Genomic DNA, 19,159 nt, shown 5'->3' with positions numbered 1-19,159 from the left:
CCGGGATCAGCGCGCAATCAGAAATCGCCCCACAACTGTTGGGCCACGGCCAGGGCCACAACCGGTGCCGTTTCGGTACGCAGTACCCGAGGACCAAGGCGCGCAGGCTGGAAACCCGAGGCCTGGGCCTGATCGATTTCGTTGTCGGTCAGCCCGCCTTCGGGCCCGATCAGAAACGCCAGACGCCCGGGTTTGGCGTGGCTGGCCAACGGCTCGGACACCGGGTGCAGCACCAGCTTGAGATCAGCCTCGGTGGTTTTGATCCACTCACTGAGCAACACCGGCGGGTGAATGACCGGCACCCGCGAACGACCGCATTGCTCGCACGCGCTGATTGCCACCTGGCGCCAGTGCGACAGGCGCTTCTCGGCGCGCTCGTCCTTGAGCCGCACTTCACAGCGCTCGCTCATGATCGGGGTAATTTCGTTGACCCCCAGCTCGGTGGCCTTCTGAATGGCCCAGTCCATGCGCTCGCCACGGGACAAACCCTGGCCGAGATGAATGGCCAGTGGCGATTCAATTTGCCCGGCAAAGCTTTCGTCGAGCAACACCCGCACCCGTTTTTTCCCGACTTCCAGCAGGCGCCCGGTGAACTCATGTCCCGAGCCATCGAACACCTGCAGGGCATCGCCCTCGGCCATGCGCAGCACGCGGCCAATGTAATGCGCCTGGGCTTCAGGCAATTCGTGTTCACCGAGGCTCAAAGGTGCATCGATAAAAAAGCGGGACAATCTCATGTAGGTTCTCTGAAAATTAAATGACTTATGTCGCCGCTGCCGCAGGCTGCGATGGGTTGCGCAGCGACCCCGTTTTAAAAACGAAGGTCCTTCGGCCCTTGTCGCCGTCTGCGCCAGCGGCTACAAAACAGGGCTTAGCCGGGGTCACGGAAGTCGGGATGGAAGTTCGACGGCACGGCCACGCTGATATCACTGCGGGTCGCAATGTCGATCCCTTCACTGGCCACTTCGGCCAGAAAGTCGATCTGCTCCGGAGTAATCACGTAAGGGGGCAAGAAATACACCACGCTGCCCAATGGGCGCAACAAGGCGCCGCGCTCCAGTGCGTGCTGGAAGACTTTCAAACCGCGCCGCTCCTGCCATGGGTAAGCGGTTTTGCTGGCTTTGTCCTGGACCATTTCAATGGCCAGCACCATACCCGTCTGACGCACTTCCGAGACATGGGGATGGTCAACCAGATGCGCCGTCGCACTGGCCATGCGCTGGGCCAGGGCCTTGTTGTTCTCGATCACATTGTCCTGCTCGAAGATATCCAGCGTCGCCAGAGCGGCCGCGCAAGCCAGCGGGTTGCCCGTATAACTGTGGGAATGCAGGAAGGCGCGCAGAGTCGGATAGTCATCGTAGAACGCGCTGTAGACCTCGTCGGTGGTCACGCAAACGGCCAGCGGCAAGTAGCCGCCGGTAAGGGCCTTGGACAGGCACAGGAAGTCCGGCGTGATGCCGGCCTGCTCGCAGGCGAACATGGTGCCGGTACGGCCAAAACCCACTGCAATTTCATCGAGGATCAGGTGTACGCCATAACGGTCGCAGGCTTCACGCAGCAGCGTCAGGTATACCGGATGGTACATGCGCATGCCGCCCGCGCCCTGAATCAGCGGCTCGACAATCACCGCAGCCACAGTGTCGTGGTTCTCGGCGAGTGTCTGCTCCATGGCCAGAAACATCGTTCGCGAGTGTTGCTCCCAGCTCACGCCCTCGGGGCGCAGGTAGCAATCGGGGCTCGGCACTTTAATGGTGTCGAGCAACAGCGCTTTGTAGGTTTCAGTGAACAGCGGCACGTCACCCACCGACATCGCCGCCATGGTTTCACCGTGGTAGCTGTTGGTCAGGGTCACGAAACGCTTTTTTTCCGGCTGGCCACGGTTCAGCCAGTAGTGAAAGCTCATCTTCAGCGAGACTTCGATACAGGACGATCCGTTGTCCGCGTAGAAGCAGCGGGTCAGGCCCTCAGGTGTCATCTTGACCAGGCGCTCGGACAGCTCAATCACCGGCTGATGGCTGAAGCCGGCAAGAATCACATGCTCAAGCTGGTCGACCTGATCCTTGATGCGCTGGTTGATACGTGGGTTGCAATGGCCAAACACGTTGACCCACCACGAACTCACCGCGTCCAGGTAGCGCTTGCCTTCGAAGTCTTCCAGCCATACGCCTTCGCCGCGCTTGATCGGAATCAGCGGCAGCTGCTCGTGATCTTTCATTTGGGTGCAGGGGTGCCATAACACGGCAAGGTCACGCTGCATCCACTGATTATTCAGGCCCATATCCACTCTCCTGGCGCTGGCTCCCGGCGTGTGCGGGCAAACAATCGCGCAAGCCTATGCAATGCGCGTGCGTGTAACAACCCATTACTATTCACCAAAGCCCGGGGTGTTGAACTTTGAGACGCTCACGGGCATACAAGAGCGACATAAAACATCGTTAACGTTTGCTTAACTTTCCACTCTCAGGCTACTGATCGCATTTATCGATGCCTTACAGCAAATAAATGCGCTTTCATTCGATAGGTAAATCATTAGTCTTAGGCGCAAGTTCCCACAGGATGTCGGTAATGCAGTTACGTAACTCGTCTTCTCGCTATGGTGCGGTCAGTATTTTCATGCATTGGTCCGTTGCGCTGGCGGTGTTCGGATTGTTTGCCTTGGGGTTGTGGATGGTCGGCCTCGACTACTACAGCCCATGGCGCAAGGAAGCACCGGACCTGCATAAAAGCATTGGCCTGACGCTATTCGCCGTGATGTTGCTACGGGTGCTATGGCGCTGGATCAGCCCCGCTCCGCCGGCACTTGAAAGCTACAGCCGGGCAACGCGCATTGGTGCCAAACTCGGCCATGGCTTGTTGTATCTGGGGTTGTTCGCCGTGATGTTTGCCGGCTACCTTATTTCCACTGCCGAAGGCGTCGGTATTCCGTTTTTCGGCCTGTTTGAAGTACCCGCTCTGATTTCCAACTTGCCCGATCAGGCCGATGTGGCCGGTGTCGTGCATCTGTGGCTGGCGTGGGCCGTGGTGATTTTTGCCGGTTTGCATGGCCTGGTCGCCTTGAAACACCACTTTATCGATCGTGATGCGACCCTGACTCGTATGCTGGGACGCAAAGCCTGATGCTCAACCTCAACTCAAAAGGAATAGAACGCATGTTGAAAAAGACCCTCGCTGCACTGGCTCTCGGTACTGCCCTGCTGACTGCCGGCCAGGCCATGGCTGCTGACTACACCATCGACAAGGAAGGCCAGCACGCCTTCATCGACTGGAAAATCAGCCACCTGGGCTTCAGCTTCATTCACGGTACTTTCAAGGACTGGAGCGGCACCTTTTCGTGGGACGCAGCCAAGCCTGCAGACAGCAAAATTGACGTTACCCTGAAAACCGCAAGCCTGTTCTCCAACCACGCCGAACGCGACAAGCACATCGCCAGCAAAGATTTCCTGGACGTGAGCAAGTACCCGGAAGCGACCTTCAAGTCGACCAAAGTGGTGCCAACCGGCGACACGACTGCTGACGTGACCGGCGACCTGACCCTGCACGGCGTGACCAAGCCGGTAACGTTCAAGGCCACGTTCAACGGTGAAGGCAAGGATCCATGGGGCGGTGAGCGCGCTGGCTTCAACGCGACCACCACCATCAACCTGCAGGACTTCGGTATCAAATCCCCAAGCAAGGACCAGACTCTGAGCCTGGACATCTCGCTGGAAGGCGTGAAAGCCAAGTAATCGCGCTTTCATACGGCTAAAAAAAACGCCCCGACTCGCAAGAGCCGGGGCGTTTTTTTGTGTACGGAATAAACCTGTACCCATTCGGTCTGCAGGTTAAACCCTGTTGACGCACTCGCCGGAAAGACGGCTCCCACAATGGCGGGGAGAATAAAGGCGCTTGCTCCTGCAGAACCCTCGCCAGACGCGCATAAAAAAATGCCCCTGATCTCTCGATCGGGGGCATTTTTTCAGGCGGTGTTAACTCAGCGGTTGCGAGTCAACAGCGCTGGCTTCTCGCCACGAGGGCGGTTCGGCAATTGATCCAGCTGCTCAGGTGTCGGGAAGCGATCGCTTTTCGACTCCTTGTGCATGATCTTCGGCTGGTTCTCGCGCGGGCCTTTAACCGCTGGCTCTTGACGGGCATCGTCACGGGCCGGACGGTTTTCGCGACGGGCCTGACCGTCACGCGGAGCACCACTGCGTGGGCCGCTGCGCTTGGCTGGCGGAGTGCCAGTGCTGGCGCCGCTGCCGGTACGCGGGCCGTTCTGGCGACCCTGAGAAGCACCACCGGTACGGGCAGGTGCAGCACCGGTGCCAGCAGCAGGTGCGCCCGGACGGCGACCACGGCTCTGGTTGTTCTTGTTCTGGTACGGGCTGACGTAATCAGCGCGGTTACCAAAGTTGTCTACGTCGTCATCACGGAACTCGTCCGGCGCGCGGTTGGCGTCCGAACGCGGAGCAGGCTGACGCTGTTCACGGGCAGGTTGCGCTTCCCGTGGCTTTTGCTCACGGGCAGGACGTTCGCCGCGAGCAGCTGCCGGTTTTTCCTTGCTCTTTTCCTTGCCCTTGTCTTTACGACCACCGCCACCGCCCGGGTTACCCGGACCGTCGCCACGTGGACCGCGAGGCGGGTTGCGCGGGTTACGCACATCCGGACGCTCACGTACTTCAGGCTTTTCGGCTTCTACTGTGCTGGAGTCAAAACCCATCAGGTCGCCATCGGCGATTTTCTGCTTGGTCATGCGCTCAATGCTTTTCAGCAGTTTTTCTTCGTCCGGAGCGACCAGCGAGATCGCTTCGCCCGAACGACCGGCACGGCCAGTACGGCCGATACGGTGAACGTAATCTTCATCGACATTTGGCAGCTCGAAGTTGACCACGTGTGGCAGCTGATCGATATCCAGACCGCGAGCGGCGATATCGGTGGCTACCAGAATGCGTACGGCACCGGCCTTGAAATCGGCCAGGGCTTTGGTCCGTGCGTTCTGGCTCTTGTTACCGTGGATGGCCACAGCGCTGAGGCCGTGTTTGTCCAGGTATTCAGCCAGACGGTTGGCACCGTGCTTGGTACGGGTGAAGACCAGAACCTGTTCCCAGGCGCCTGCGGTAATCAAGTGCGCCAGCAAGGCACGCTTGTGGGTAGCCGGCAGACGGAAAACGCGCTGTTCGATACGCTCGACCGTGGTGTTCGGCGGCGTAACTTCAATGCGTTCCGGGTTGCGCAGCAGCTTGCCGGCCAGATCGGTGATGTCCTTGGAGAACGTCGCCGAGAACAGCAGGTTCTGACGCTTGGACGGCAGACGGGCGAGGACTTTTTTCACGTCATGGACGAAGCCCATGTCGAGCATCCGGTCAGCTTCGTCGAGCACCAGAATTTCAACGTGGGACAGGTCAACGCTGCCTTGGCCGGCCAGGTCGAGCAAACGGCCCGGGCAGGCAACCAGTACGTCGACACCGCGGGCCAGTGCTTGTACCTGAGGGTTCGTACCGACACCGCCAAAGACGCAGGCACTGACGAACTTCAAGTCGCGGGCATAGAGCTTGAAGCTCTCATGCACCTGGGCGGCGAGTTCGCGAGTAGGGGTCAGGACCAGCACGCGTGGTTGGCGTGGGCCGTGGCGCTGGGATTTGTCCGGGTGGCCATTGGGAAACAGCTTTTCCAGAATCGGAAGAGCGAAGCCGCCGGTTTTGCCAGTACCTGTCTGAGCCGCAACCATCAGGTCGCGACCTTGCAACACGGCGGGAATGGCCCGCTGTTGCACCGGAGTAGGCTCGGTATAGCCCGCAGCTTCAATGGCGCGGACTAAAGCCTCGGAGAGACCGAGGGAAGCAAAGGACATGAGTAATCCTGTTCTAGTTAGGGCTTGGCCCAAAGGGATAGTCTTGCCTGGCGTGAATGGCGTTTAAGGTGACGCAATCCCGTCCGGTCCTGCTCCAGTCCTGAAGGCTCATTCAAACTGCTCGCGCTGGCTGAAAGCTGCGCTGTAGCCGGGTTGAATGCCTTGTACAAGGACGAGCGGCCGGGCGTAAGCCTGGCGGAAAGCCCGGAGTATAACAGAGCAATCACGGCGCGCCGATTTCATGCTGCTGAACGGCTTTGCAGAGCTGTACGGCACATTCCCTGCGGGAGCGAGCACACTCGCTCCCGCAGGGGGGTGTGTCAGCGAGGCAGCTTGAGGTTGTTCCAGATCGCCAGGCTGGGCTCGGCCTGGTTCAGGGTGTAGAAGTGCAAGCCCGGGGCGCCGCCGTCGAGCAGGCGTTCGCACATTTCGCTGATGACCTGTTCGCCAAATGCCTGAATGCTCTGGATGTCGTCGCCGTAGGCTTCCAGCTGTTTGCGAATCCAGCGCGGAATTTCAGCGCCACAGGCGTCCGAGAAGCGCGCCAGCTTGCTGTAGTTGGTGATCGGCATGATGCCCGGCACGATTGGAATCGTGACGCCAGCCGCCCGCACACGCTCGACAAAACGGAAGTAGCTGTCTGCGTTGAAGAAGTACTGGGTAATTGCGCTATCGGCGCCGGCATGGGCCTTGCGCACGAAGTTGTTGATATCGTCTTCGAAGTTGCGCGCTTGCGGGTGCATTTCCGGATAGGCAGCCACTTCGATATGGAAGTGATCAGCGGTCTCTTCACGAATGAAGCTCACCAGGTCATTGGCATGGCGCAGCTCGCCACTGGCCATGCCCATACCCGAAGGCAGGTCGCCACGCAGCGCAACAATGCGCTTGATACCCGCAGCTTTGTACTGGGTCAGCAGGCCGCGCAAGTCAGCCTTGCTGTCACCCACACATGACAAATGCGGGGCGGCAGGTACTTTTACTTCGCTCTCCAGTTGCAGCACGGTATTGATCGTGCGGTCACGGGTGGAGCCACCGGCACCATAGGTGCAGGAGAAAAAATCCGGGTTATAGGTCGCCAGCTGGCGAGCCGTGTTCATCAGTTTTTCATGTCCAGCATCGGTCTTGGTCGGGAAGAACTCGAAGCTGTAACGACGGTCTTGAGACATGGAGGCAACCTCCAGCGGCAAGCTACAAGCTTCAAGCGCCAAGAGGGCGATGCGCCAGGCTCTTGTGCTGCAGGCTTACAATTTGCAACTGCTTATTATTGTTTACACTCAATAGCTGGCCCCAAGCCTCAAGCTACAAGCCAAAGCAATCTGCTTTGCTGGCAACTCGAGGCTTGAAGCTTGCAGCTGCTATTAGTAGCGGTAAGCGTCCGGCTTGAACGGGCCTTCGACGGTAACGCCGATGTAGTCAGCCTGTTGCTTGGTCAGCTGGGTAACTACGCCGCCAAAGCCGCGAACCATTTCCAGGGCCACTTCTTCGTCAAGTTTCTTCGGCAGCACTTCTACAGTCAGACGCTCGGCTTGCAGCTCGGCTGGCAGGTCTGCGTATTTCTGGGCGAACAGGAAGATCTGGGCCAGAACCTGGTTGGCGAACGAACCGTCCATGATGCGGCTCGGGTGACCGGTGGCGTTGCCCAGGTTCACCAGACGACCTTCGGCCAGCAGGATCAGGTAGTCGTCGTTCTGCGGGTCGAATTCGCCCAGGCCAGTACGGTGAACCTTGTGAACCTGTGGCTTCACTTCTTCCCATGCCCAGTTCTTGCGCATGAAAGCGGTGTCGATTTCATTGTCGAAGTGGCCGATGTTGCACACTACAGCGCGTTTTTTCAGCGCAGCCAGCATGTTCTTGTCGCACACGTTGACGTTACCGGTGGTGGTCACGATCAGGTCGATCTTGCCCAGCAGCGCAGCGTCGATGCTGGCGGCAGTGCCGTCGTTCTGGCCATTGATGAACGGCGAAACCACTTCGAAACCGTCCATGCAGGCTTGCATGGCGCAGATCGGGTCAACTTCCGAAACCTTGACGATCATGCCTTCCTGACGCAGGGACTGAGCCGAACCCTTGCCCACGTCGCCGTAGCCGATCACCAGCGCCTGCTTGCCGGACAGCAAGTGGTCAGTACCGCGCTTGATGGCATCGTTCAGGCTGTGACGGCAGCCGTACTTGTTGTCGTTTTTGCTTTTGGTCACCGAGTCGTTGACGTTGATCGCAGGGATCATCAGCTCGCCTTTGGCCAGCATGTCCAGCAGACGGTGTACGCCGGTGGTGGTTTCTTCCGTCACGCCGTGGATCTTTTTCAGCATGTCCGGGTATTTCTTGTGCAACAGCTCGGTCAGGTCGCCGCCGTCGTCGAGGATCATGTTGGCATCCCAAGGCGCGCCATCTTTGAGGATGGTTTGCTCAAGGCACCACTCGTACTCTTCTTCGGTCTCGCCTTTCCAGGCAAATACCGGGATACCGGCAGCAGCGATAGCGGCAGCAGCCTGATCCTGAGTCGAGAAGATGTTGCACGACGACCAGCGCACTTCGGCACCCAGGGCAACCAGGGTTTCGATCAGCACGGCAGTCTGGATGGTCATGTGGATGCAGCCCAGAATCTTCGCGCCCTTGAGCGGTTGTTCTGCTGCATAGCGGCGACGCAGCCCCATCAAAGCCGGCATTTCGGACTCGGCGATGAAGGTTTCGCGGCGGCCCCATTGGGCCAGGGACATATCAGCGACTTTATAGTCAGTAAAACCTGCAGGCGTGTTTACAGCGCTCATCAAGAGCCTCCATTCGTTTAATCGCGAATGGGCGCCGTTGTGCGTTTAGTGCCTGAACAGGGAGCCCTGAACAAACAACGCCCCATCCGAGCCTGACAGGTTGAACCTGCTGCAGCGCCCCTCGGACAGGTGGCGGGAACGGTACTGGGTAAATATGACCGTTTTGAAGCGGGGGGATTATAGCTGTCTTTATCCGGGTAGTGGCAAGCTGCAAGCAAGAGCGAATCGGCTTCTACTTGCAGCTTGTCGCTTAAAACTTGAAGCTGGGGGCCACACTCAAACCTGGAGCCGCCATGAACTTCCACACCCGCAAGTGGGTTAAACCCGAAGACCTCAACCCCAACGGCACCCTGTTCGGTGGCAGCCTGCTGCGCTGGATCGACGAAGAAGCCGCCATTTACGCCATCGTGCAACTGGGCAACCAGCGCGTGGTGACCAAATACATCTCCGAAATCAACTTTGTCAGCGCTTCGCGCCAGGGCGACATCATCGAGCTGGGCATCACCGCCACAGAGTTCGGCCGTACCTCGATCACCCTGACCTGTGAAGTGCGCAACAAGATCACCCGTAAAAGCATCCTGACGGTCGACAAGATGGTCTTCGTCAACCTGGGTGAGGACGGCTTGCCGGCTCCCCACGGGCGCACCGAGATCAAATACGTCAAAGACCAGTTCCAGGATGACGATCAGGCCTGACCGGACATCGGGCCTTGTGGGAGCCGGCTTGCCGGCGAATGCATGATCAAGACCGCATCGCTGGCAAGCCAGCTCCCACCTGCCATGCAGCACCCTGAGTGAACAGCTTGCAATCCAGCGTGTCGTAGCTTTACACACGCTTACGGTGACGAGCCCGATGGACACTCAAAAAAGCGGTAAAACCCCCAACCTGTCGGCTGAAGAAGAGCACGACGTCACCAAAAACCAGCCGCCACGGGCAGCCGTGCTGCATGAAATCATTCGCCTGCAGGGCGACATGGAACTGGAGCGCAGCATTGCCGCCCTGTTCTGGTCGGCACTGGCTGCTGGACTGACCATGGGCCTGTCGCTGATGGCCATGGGCTTGCTCAACTCGCGCCTGCCGGACGGCGAAGCGTTCAAGGTCATTGCCAGCTTCGGTTACTGCGCAGGTTTTCTGGCCGTCATCCTTTCCCGCCAGCAACTCTTCACCGAAAACACCCTGACCGCCGTATTGCCGATCATGAGCAAACCCACGCTCAATAATTTCGCACGCCTGTTCCGGCTGTGGGCGGTGGTGCTGGTGGGTAACCTGCTGGGCACGCTGCTGGTTGCCTACACGATGCTGCACTTGCCGATTTTCGACAGCCAGACCGACAAGGCCTTTCTCGAAATCGGGCGCAAGGTCATGGAAAACGACTCCAGCCAGATGTTCGCCAAAGGCATTATCTCGGGCTGGATGATTGCCACCATGGTGTGGATGATCCCGTCGATGGAGAGCGCCAAGATGTGGATCATCATCCTCATCACCTATCTGATGGCCCTGGGTGACTTCACCCACATCGTGGTCGGTACGGCCGAGGTCTCATACCTGGTGTTTGCCGGCGAGTTGCCGTGGAAAGATTTCTGGCTGATCTTTGCCGGCCCGACCCTGGCCGGCAACATCATCGGCGGAAGTTTTATTTTCGCCCTGATCAGCCACGCCCAAATCCGCAGCGACACCAAAAAACCGCAAAAAACCTGAGCCAAATCCTGTAGGAGCGAGCTTGCTCGCGAGCTTTTTCAAAGCAGCAAAGCTCGCTCCTACAGATATCAGGGCTAGATCACGTAGTGCGCGATCGCCACAAAGTGCAGCACGCTGCCGGCAATCACAAACAGATGCCAAATGCCGTGGGCATGGCGCAGGCGGTGATCGAGGGCAAAAAATATGATGCCCACGGTGTACATCACCCCACCCGTGGCCAGCCAGACAAAGCCGGCGGTACCCAGCGCCGCCAGCAATGGTTTGACCGCCACCAGCACAATCCAGCCCATTACCGCGTAAATCACGATGGACAGAATGCGCGCCTCGGAGCGCGGCTTGATCTCTTGCAGCATGCCGATCACCGCCATGCCCCAGACTATGCCGAACAGCGACCAGCCCCACGGCCCATGTAGCGTGACCAGACAGAACGGGGTGTAACTGCCGGCGATCAACAGGTAAATCGACAGGTGATCGAACTTCTGCATGATCACTTTCGAGCGCCCGCGCACGCTGTGGTAAACAGTCGAAACGCTGTACAACAACACCAGCGTCACGCCATAGATCGCCACACTGACAATCTTTTGCGGGCTGCCGTCCAGAGATGCCATCACCAGCAACCAGATACTGCCTGCCGTCGCCAGCAACGCCCCCACCAGATGAGTCCAGGCGTTGAGTTTTTCACCGTGATACATGTGCAACTCCCTCAAGATCCGATAGTGCGACCGTGTCACCTTGTTACGAGATAAGGGTCAAGGCTGCGACCTTAAAGGGCAATGCGGCGATCGTCGAGAAGTGCAAGGCTGCTCCTGCTGAAACTTTGCTGGCGCAGTTAGACCTCTTCCCCCATCACCAATCTCTCCAGCGCCAGCAGATCCGGAATCCTGGCCACGTGATCTCCCACTTGCACCGCCGCACGCTCCAGCGGGCACAGCGGCACGTCGACAAAGCTCAATTGGCTATCGACCTTGTATGAGCGGGGGATGCCCTGCACCACCATGGCGATGAACTTGAGCTGCGGATTGCCCCCCAACGTATTGAGAATGACGATGCGTGCCCGCTCGCCAATCACCAGCGGGCTGCCGCACGCGGCTTCGAAACTGATCAGCGGCAATTCACGGTCGCGCCAGGTGATCTGCCGCAGATGCCAGGGCGGCGAGTCGCTGCTGGGTTCGCCGCGCTGCCAGTCGATCAGCTCCGCTATGGCAACGTTGGGCAATAGCAGGTAACGGTCCGCCAGCGGCAGCAGCAGCCCGGTCAGGCTGCCCACACGGTGATCAAGCATTGAACTTGCTCCAGTAGGCGATGCGCTCCAGCAACACCGACTCTTGATACGGTTTGCCCAGGTAGTCGTTGACGCCGATGGCCATGGCCCGGTTCTGGTGCTTTTGCCCGGTACGCGAGGTGATCATGATGATCGGCAGGTCTTTAAGACGAGGGTTGTTGCGCACGCGGGTGGCGACTTCAAAGCCATCCATGCGCGGCATTTCAATGTCCAGCAGCATCAGGTCCGGGGTGTGTTCTTCGAGCACGCTCATGGCATCAACCCCGTCCTTGGCGGTGATCACGTTCATGCCGTTGCGCTCCAGCAGACGGCTGGTGACTTTACGCACGGTGACCGAATCATCGACCACCAGCACCAGCGCCGGGCGCAACGCCGGGGAGAACTCCAGGGCACCGACCGCCCGCTGTTGCGCCTGCAACAAAGGCAGGCGCGCCTGGTGGGCGCGAATGTAGGCCAGCAGATCAAGGATCAATACCACTCGCCCGTCACCCAGAATGGTGGCACCGGACAAGCCCTGAACCCCGGTGAATTGCGGCCCCAGACTTTTGACCACGATTTCCCGCGACCCTGCCAGCGCATCGACTTGCAGCGCCACCCGCTGGTCCTGGCAATGCACCAGCAACACCGGTACCGAATGGTTTTCGCCCGCCAGCCTGGGCTTGCCCACGGTTTGCAGCAGTTCACCCAGATAACGCAATTCGTAGGTTTGGCCGCCGTAGTGATACAGCGGCGGGTTGAGCTGGTAGTAGCCCTCCAGCTCATTGGGCATGACCCGCACAATGCCCTCGACAGTATTGAGGGCGATGGCGTACTGCTCGTCGGCGCACTGCACCATCAGCGCCCGATTGAGCGAGACACTGAACGGCAGGCGGATTTGAAAGTGCACGCCCTGGCCGGCCACCGAGTCGATGGTCATGCTACCGCCCAGCTGGCGCACTTCTTCGTGCACCACGTCCATGCCCACGCCACGCCCGGAAATCTGGGTGATTTTTTCCGCCGTGGAAAAGCCCGGCTGCATGATGAACTGCAACACGTCGCGGTCCGAGATGCTGGAAGCCGGGTCGAGCAGCCCGCGCAGGATGGCCTTGCGCCGCACCGCTTCAAGGGGCACTCCGGCGCCATCATCATGCATGTCGAACACCACATCGCCGCCTTCATGGGACAGCTCAAGGGTAATCAGCCCCTGCTCGGGTTTACCGCTGGCCCGGCGCACGTGCGCCGGCTCCAGGCCGTGGTCGACGGCATTGCGCAGCATGTGTTCGAGGGGGGCCACCATCCGCTCCAGCACATTGCGGTCGATCTCGGCTTCGCCATTGATGACACTGAAGTCCACCTGCTTGCCCAGCTCGCTGGCCACTTGCCGGACAATCCGTTTAAGGCGCGGCAACACCCGCTCGAATGGCACCATGCGCGTGCCCATCAGACCTTCCTGCAACTGAGTGTTCACCCGCGCCTGCTTTTGCAGCAGGCCCTGGGCATCCCGATTGCGCGCGGCCAGGGTGGCCTTGAGGTCGAGCAAGTCAGATGCCGACTCGAACAGTGCCCGGGACAATTGCTGCAGCAGCGAATGGCGATCCATTTCCAGCGGATCAAACTCATCGTAGGCCACCCCGTCACCCTCGGTGTGCTGACGATTATGCTGGCGCCCCTGGGTTTCGCTGTCGAGCCGGCGCAACTGATCGTGCATCCGCTCCAGGGTGGTCTGCATTTCGTTGAGGGCGACCTGGGCATCGTTGACTTGCTGCTCCACACGCCCGCGGATGATCGAACTTTCCCCCGCCAGGTTGAGCAAGTCCTCCAGCAGTTCGGCCGGCACCTTGACCGTGTCCAGCCCGGTACGCTCGCCCTCCGGCACCACCGCGCCAGCCGGCTCCGGTTTGCTCGGCACAGCACTCGGGCCAGGTTGCCGGGTGCTGCGCTCGATCTGCCGGATGCGCTCGATCAGCACCTGTGGCGAGGGCAACGGCTGACCACTGCGCAAGGCATCAAGCATTTGCGCCAGCTGGTCATGACAGCGCTGCAATAACGTGAACAGGTCCGCACCGGGCGCCAGAAAACCCACGGAAATATCTTCGAACAGGGTTTCCAGCTCGTGGGCAAAGTCGCCGATGGCCGCAACTTCAACCATGCGCGCGCCCCCTTTAAGGGTGTGCAAGTCCCGCAGCAGGTTTTCGACTTCCAGATGGTTCTGGGGGTCGGCTTGCCAACGCACCAAGGCCGCACCCGAGCTTTCGAGAATGTCGAAAGCCTCATCCAGAAAGATGTCCTGCAACTCAGGGTCGCCATTGCCTTGGGCCGCGTCGGACTGAATGCTGTTCGCCGGCCCCTGGCTGGCACCCAGCTGCGCCGTGGCGGCGCCCAACTCGGTAATCTCCAGGGTTTTGGTGCCCTCCCGACGGATCAGGCCCGTGGCTTCAGGTGCCAGACCTTCATGCAACAGGTCGTGCAGGGTCTGGATCAGCACCGGCTGCGGGGTGATTTCTTGCCCCGCCGCCAGCTGGTCGAGCATGTTGATCAGTGCTTCATGGGCGTTATTGGCCTCGGTGAAAAAACGCTCACTGACCGCCAGACTGCTTTCTTCAACGGCGCCATACAGATCAAGCAAGGCTTCGCACAGCGCGTCGAAAGGCTGCAAGTCCAGCAGATGCGCGGACTCGGCCAGGCCGGTCAGATGCTCGAGCAACCCATCCAGCCCCTGACGCTCGTGCGGGTTCTCGCGCCAGTGCAATAGCAGGTCTTCGGCGTCAAACAGGTTGTCCATGCTTTCGGCCAGAAACTCGGCGATGCGCTGAGGATCGCGCTTGGGCTCCAGACCGCCCCCGGGAGCATTGATCAATTCATCCACACGACTGGCGATCAATTGCTCGATACGCTTGATCAGGGGCCGGGCACCATGGATTTCAGCCTGCGGGTCGACATCCAGTTGCTTGAGGCCGCGATGCAGCAAGCTGTCAGCCTCCAGCAGCAGTTCGATTTCATCCCGGTCCAGGCTGATTTGGTGCCCCTTGTACTCGCGAACCAGATGATCCAGGGCCGTGGCCAGCTCCGCCATCGGCAACATACCGGCCATGTGGGCGCTGCCCTTGAGGGTATGCATGGCGCGTTGCAGGTCGTCGCTGGCAGGCAACGGTAATTGCTGGCTGGCCTGATCGAGAAAATGGTCAAGGCTGCCGAGGTGGGTTTGTGCTTCCTGTCGGAAGATATCCAGCAGTTGCGGATCAGTACCGCTGCTGTCCTGCTCGATCAGCAACGGCAACGGCTTACTTTTTGACAGGCTGTGGGCCCGTGCGGCCAATCGGTCGACATCTTCGCGCTGACGCTGGCTAAGCTCGGCAAACTCCTGCACCAGCTCCGGGATAATCACCAGTACCTCTTCCAGCAACTGATAGATCTGCGGCCCTGGCGCCACGCTGCGCTCAATCACCCGGTTGAGTAGATTCTCGACAGCCCAGGCCAGCTCACCCAGCACCAGCGCCCGGACCATGCGCCCGCTGCCTTTAAGCGTGTGAAAGGCCCGCCGCAATTCGGCCAGTGCAGCACTGTCGGCCGGATTGGCTATCCACTGGGGCAAATAGTCATGCAGGGCGACCAGAACCTCGTCGGTCTCTTCAAGAAAGACTTCCAGCAGTTCTTCATCGACTGCTGCCTCGTCTACCGGGGGCGGTAGCAAGCTGCCGGGAATATGTTGTGCCGGCGGGTTGAGCGCTGACACCGGGCTGGCCAGAACATCGGCCAGGCTCTGCGCCACCAGGGGCCCTTCCAGGGTCTGAGAGATCTGCATGGCCAGCACTTCGGCCGGGCTGAGGCGGTCATTGAGCACTGGCACCTGGCGCTCTGCCGGGGCATAGCCCAGTTCATTGAGGCTGTGCTCGGCCCGATCCAGCACCTGTTCGCCGCTGGCCCCGGGGTCCTGGGAGAGGCGCTCCAGGTAATATTCGATGCTGATCAGCACATTCGCCAGTTGTTCAAGCTGCTGCGCAGACGGCGGTCTGGCTGGCAGCAGTAGCTGTTCGCCCAAGTATTGGTTGCAGGCCTCGAGCAGGCTGGCGGCACGGGTCAGCGGGATCATCGCCAGGGCGCCACGGATTTGCGTCAGCAGTTCGGGCAGTGGTTGCAGATGCTGGCGATCAAAATCTGCCGCCAGGTAGTCGCTGATCAGGTCTTTGACTTCTTCGAGGCCGATGCGCGCCTCTTTGATCACCAGTTGATGGATCTGCATCAGATCGGTGGTGGGCAGACGGCTCTCTTCGCGCTGCGACGGTTCAGCATTGCCGACCATGCCGGCCAACGTGGCCTCGACATAGAGCAAGGCCGCAGCGACATCCATTAACACCGCATCGGTGGGCTCACGCTGCCCCTGGGCCAGGCTCTGGACCACGGCCAACTGGTCGATGATGACTTTACGCGGCTGACCAAAACCCAGCACGGCCAGGGTATCGGCGATCTGCCGCAAAGGCGCCATCAGGCTGCTCAGCTCCGACACGTGGGAGCGGTCGCTGCGCACAAACAGGTCCAGACGCTCCTTGACCCGCACCAGCTCTTCGCACAATGCCGCCACCACTGAGCGCATGGCATCGCGATCGGGCCCTGCCAGCCGCGCACGCTCTTCATCCACCATGGCCGCGTCGGGCATGGCTTCGTCCAGCTCATAGCGGGTTTTCAGCGCGAGCATTTTGGTGGTCGGCTGTTCGGCTTTGGCGATGTAAAACAGCAAACTGGTCAGCAGTTCTTCGGGCGCAGGCTGGTTGATGCCGTCTATGCCTTGTTCCAGCAGGCGCTTGAGTTCTTTGTCCGATTCACTGAACAGGCTGCGCAACGCCGGGCTGTTGGCCACCCGCCCGCGGAGCATGCCATCCACCAGCGCCGCGGAGATTTTCCACAGTGCATTGAGCGGCGCGCCGTGGCACATGCTTTCGAGGCGGGCGAACACCCCCGCCATCAGCTCCAGACTGGCCTGCACCTCTTCTTCACGCTGCAAACCCTGCAGCGCGGATTGCAAGGTGTGGCGCAGGGCCCGCAGTTGATGCGGCCATTGTGGCGGCAGCAAGCGGGCCAATGCGGCCTGGTCCAGCTCGGGCAAGTGCTGCAAGGGCGGGCTGAACAGGCTGGTTTCCGAGAGCAGTGCTTCACCTCGGGCGGTGCGCAAATCATTGAGCAGCGGCAGCACCACCAGCGGCCAGTCACGCCGGGCACTGTGCACACGGTCCAGATACAAGGGCAACTGCCTGAACGCTTGCTGCAACAGGCGCAAGGCTTCGTCGAGCTGGCTGACACGGCCCTGCTGCAGGGCAATCACCAGTTTCTCCATCTCTTCGGCCAGCAAGGCGGCGCCGTAGAACTCCACCATCAACAGGCTGCCATGCACCTGATGAATACAGTCCAGGCACTGTTCCAGCATCTGGGCAGTGGGCGGCTGCCCGTCCTCACCCAGCGCCACGCGTGCCTGTTTCAAGGTGTCGGCAATATCGCCTTTGACCCATTCGAGGGCTACGTAGTCGTGCCGGTCAACCATTACTGTGGCTCACGTGGTTTTTGCGTGGCGGGCAAGGTGAACCCGGACACTGAACGCCGCAACTGGCTGGCCATTTTGGCCAGGTTGCCGATGCTGTCGGCGGTGGCAGTGGAACCGGATGAGGTCTGGTTGGTGATTTGCTGAATCACGTTCATCGTCAGGGAAATCTGCGCCGCCGAGGTGGTCTGCTGTTGCGCGGCGTTGGAAATGCTTTGAATCAGATCGGCAAGGTTTTGCGATACACCTTCGATTTCTTCCAGGGCCACACCGGCATCGTGTGCCAGGCGAGCACCGCGCACCACTTCGGTGGTGGTCTGCTCCATGGAAATAACCGCTTCATTGGTGTCGGCCTGAATGGCCCGGACCAGGGTTTCGATTTGCCGCGTGGCCGCCGAAGAGCGCTCTGCCAGGCGCTGGACTTCGTCAGCCACCACGGCAAACCCGCGTCCGGCATCACCGGCCATCGAAGCCTGGATGGCCGCGTTCAGGGCCAGGATATTGGTCTGATCGGCAATGTCATCAATCAGACTGACAATGTCGCCGATCTCCTGGGAAGACTCGCCCAAGCGTTTAATCCGCTTGGCGGTGTCCTGAATTTGCTCACGAATGTTGTCCATGCCGTGAATGGTGTTGTGCACCACTTCATTGCCTTTGTTGGCAATGGCGACAGAGCGCTCCGCCACCGCCGAGGACTCTGAGGCGTTGGCCGAAACCTGATCGATGGAGTGGGCCATTTGCTGGATCGCCCCCGATGCCTCTGCAATCTGCTGCGCCTGATGTTCCGAGGCTTCTGCCAGTTGCATGGCCGTAGCCTGGGTTTCCTGCACCGCCGCCGCCACCTGACCCGCAGTCAGGTTGATGGTCGCCACCAGTCCGCGCAATTGGTCGATGGAATAGTTGATGGAGTCGGCAATGGCGCCCGTAAAGTCTTCCGTGACCGAGGCCGTCACGGTCAGGTCGCCGTCGGCCAGGTCTTCGATTTCATCAAGCAGGCGCATGATCGCGTTTTGATTGCGCTCGTTCTTTTCAGCGGTTTCCCGCAGCTGGCGATTGGTTTCGCGCACCATCACCATCCCGATCAGGATGATCGACGCCAGCGCCAGCAGGCCCAATACATAGCCGCCGATGATGTCCAGCGAGCGTCCGCTGGCCAGGTTTTCAAAGCCGTTGGCCAGGTTCGACGCCTCGTCGAGCAAGGTCTGCGACAAGCTGAAGATATTGTTCGCCGCTTCGCGCACGTGGAACAGCTGGGGGGAGGTTTCGAGAATCTCGTCCACCGAACCGGATACAAACTGGAACAGCTCCGAGATTTCCAGCAAGCGGGTACGTGCGTCCTTGTCTTCGACCTGAGTAATTCTCAGCCCCTCACTCCCTTCCAGCATGCCGTTGAGCACTTGCCCGAAACGGTTGGCATCGCGGCCAAAGGCACCTGCGGCCTGCGCGGCATTCTCATCACCGGCCAGCACGGTGTTGACCGCGCCCAAAATGCGCTCGGCCAACAAGGATTGACGCTGGGCCAGCACCACCTGGCTGGCAGGAGCACCCCGCTGCAAGAGGATTTCCACAACCTTTTCGTACTCGACCTGCAACTGCGGCACGGTTTCCGCCAGGGTGGCGGCGACCTGATGCAGCGACAGGACGGTTTGCTCACTTGCCAGAATGGCGTTGGTGTTATCCAGCAATTGCTCCCAGTCGCGCTGCACCGCCTGCATTTCCTTGTGCACGGCATGGGGCGCCGGGGGCAGGCCAGTGGCCGGGTCGCCTTTTTTCAGGAAGCCCCAGCGCTGGCTGAAATCATTGCGCGCATCGCTGAGCAAGCGGAACGCCGCCGCCTTGCCGGCAGCCGCTTCAGTGGCGTTCTTGGCGATACGCTGCGAAAGCACCCGCAACTCACCCGCATGGCTGATGTACTGCTTGTCGTAGTTGGACTGGGTATTGAGGTAAGCAAAGTTGGCGAACAACAGCATGATGAACACGATCAGGGCGATAAAAAGCACGATGATCTGGGAGCGACTGCGCGACCCTTCCATTGGTTTAGCGGTATTGGCTGTGGTCATCGATCAGGTCCCGGG

Annotated in this window: 13 protein-coding genes and 1 riboswitch; of the genes, 4 read left to right on the top strand and 9 right to left on the bottom strand. The window is 59.9% G+C overall.

What is annotated here, in order from left to right; translation table 11 throughout:
• Positions 1-17 precede the first annotated feature (17 nt).
• Complete coding sequence (locus B195_RS01585) at positions 18-737, bottom strand: 16S rRNA (uracil(1498)-N(3))-methyltransferase (RefSeq protein ID WP_004419638.1); 720 nt, start codon at positions 735-737, stop codon at positions 18-20.
• Positions 738-871: 134 nt separating this feature from the next.
• On the bottom strand, positions 872-2,278 hold the full coding sequence (locus B195_RS01580; protein WP_004419640.1) for an adenosylmethionine--8-amino-7-oxononanoate transaminase: 1,407 nt from the start codon (positions 2,276-2,278) through the stop codon (positions 872-874).
• 287 nt (positions 2,279-2,565) lie between these two features.
• Here B195_RS01580 and B195_RS01575 point away from each other — a divergent pair, with 287 nt between their 5' ends.
• Positions 2,566-3,117, top strand: coding sequence for a cytochrome b (locus B195_RS01575; RefSeq protein WP_004419642.1), 552 nt, complete (start codon positions 2,566-2,568; stop codon positions 3,115-3,117).
• Between the two features lie 32 nt (positions 3,118-3,149).
• On the top strand, positions 3,150-3,725 hold the full coding sequence (locus tag B195_RS01570; RefSeq protein ID WP_004419644.1) for a YceI family protein: 576 nt from the start codon (positions 3,150-3,152) through the stop codon (positions 3,723-3,725).
• A gap of 245 nt (positions 3,726-3,970) precedes the next feature.
• Here the strand turns inward: B195_RS01570 and B195_RS01565 are convergent, their stop codons facing one another.
• The 3 genes from B195_RS01565 to ahcY all read right to left on the bottom strand — a co-directional run bounded on the left by B195_RS01565 (position 3,971) and on the right by ahcY (position 8,595).
• Positions 3,971-5,827, bottom strand: a complete 1,857-nt coding sequence (locus tag B195_RS01565; protein WP_004419646.1) for a DEAD/DEAH box helicase — start codon at positions 5,825-5,827, stop codon at positions 3,971-3,973.
• Positions 5,828-6,147: 320 nt separating this feature from the next.
• Entirely contained in the window at positions 6,148-6,993 is an 846-nt protein-coding gene (metF, locus tag B195_RS01560) for a methylenetetrahydrofolate reductase [NAD(P)H] (protein ID WP_004419648.1), read from the bottom strand.
• Positions 6,994-7,185: 192 nt separating this feature from the next.
• Positions 7,186-8,595 (bottom strand): adenosylhomocysteinase, encoded by a 1,410-nt coding sequence (gene ahcY, locus B195_RS01555; RefSeq protein WP_004419650.1) that lies wholly within the window; start codon positions 8,593-8,595, stop codon positions 7,186-7,188.
• Between the two features lie 22 nt (positions 8,596-8,617).
• Positions 8,618-8,724: riboswitch (S-adenosyl-L-homocysteine riboswitch) on the bottom strand.
• A gap of 164 nt (positions 8,725-8,888) precedes the next feature.
• Here ahcY and B195_RS01550 point away from each other — a divergent pair.
• Complete coding sequence (locus tag B195_RS01550; RefSeq protein WP_004419651.1) at positions 8,889-9,290, top strand: acyl-CoA thioesterase; 402 nt, start codon at positions 8,889-8,891, stop codon at positions 9,288-9,290.
• 157 nt (positions 9,291-9,447) lie between these two features.
• Positions 9,448-10,293, top strand: coding sequence for a formate/nitrite transporter family protein (locus tag B195_RS01545; protein ID WP_004419652.1), 846 nt, complete (start codon positions 9,448-9,450; stop codon positions 10,291-10,293).
• A 74-nt stretch (positions 10,294-10,367) separates the two neighbouring features.
• Here the strand turns inward: B195_RS01545 and B195_RS01540 are convergent, their stop codons facing one another.
• The 4 genes from B195_RS01540 to B195_RS01525 form a co-directional block, all read right to left on the bottom strand.
• Entirely contained in the window at positions 10,368-10,985 is a 618-nt protein-coding gene (locus B195_RS01540; RefSeq protein ID WP_004419653.1) for a hemolysin III family protein, read from the bottom strand.
• Positions 10,986-11,122: 137 nt separating this feature from the next.
• Complete coding sequence (locus B195_RS01535; protein WP_004419655.1) at positions 11,123-11,575, bottom strand: chemotaxis protein CheW; 453 nt, start codon at positions 11,573-11,575, stop codon at positions 11,123-11,125.
• Positions 11,568-17,087, bottom strand: coding sequence for an Hpt domain-containing protein (locus tag B195_RS01530; protein ID WP_004419657.1), 5,520 nt, complete (start codon positions 17,085-17,087; stop codon positions 11,568-11,570). Before B195_RS01530 ends, B195_RS01535 begins: the two co-directional genes overlap by 8 nt.
• A complete protein-coding gene (locus tag B195_RS01525; protein WP_004419659.1) occupies positions 17,087-19,144 on the bottom strand; it encodes a methyl-accepting chemotaxis protein in 2,058 nt (685 codons plus the stop codon). Before B195_RS01525 ends, B195_RS01530 begins: the two co-directional genes overlap by 1 nt.
• Positions 19,145-19,159: the final 15 nt, after the last annotated feature.

Source organism: Pseudomonas sp. Lz4W (assembly GCF_000346225.2).
Classification (GTDB): domain Bacteria; phylum Pseudomonadota; class Gammaproteobacteria; order Pseudomonadales; family Pseudomonadaceae; genus Aquipseudomonas; species Aquipseudomonas paraversuta.
This window is presented reverse-complemented; position numbering and strand designations above follow the sequence as displayed.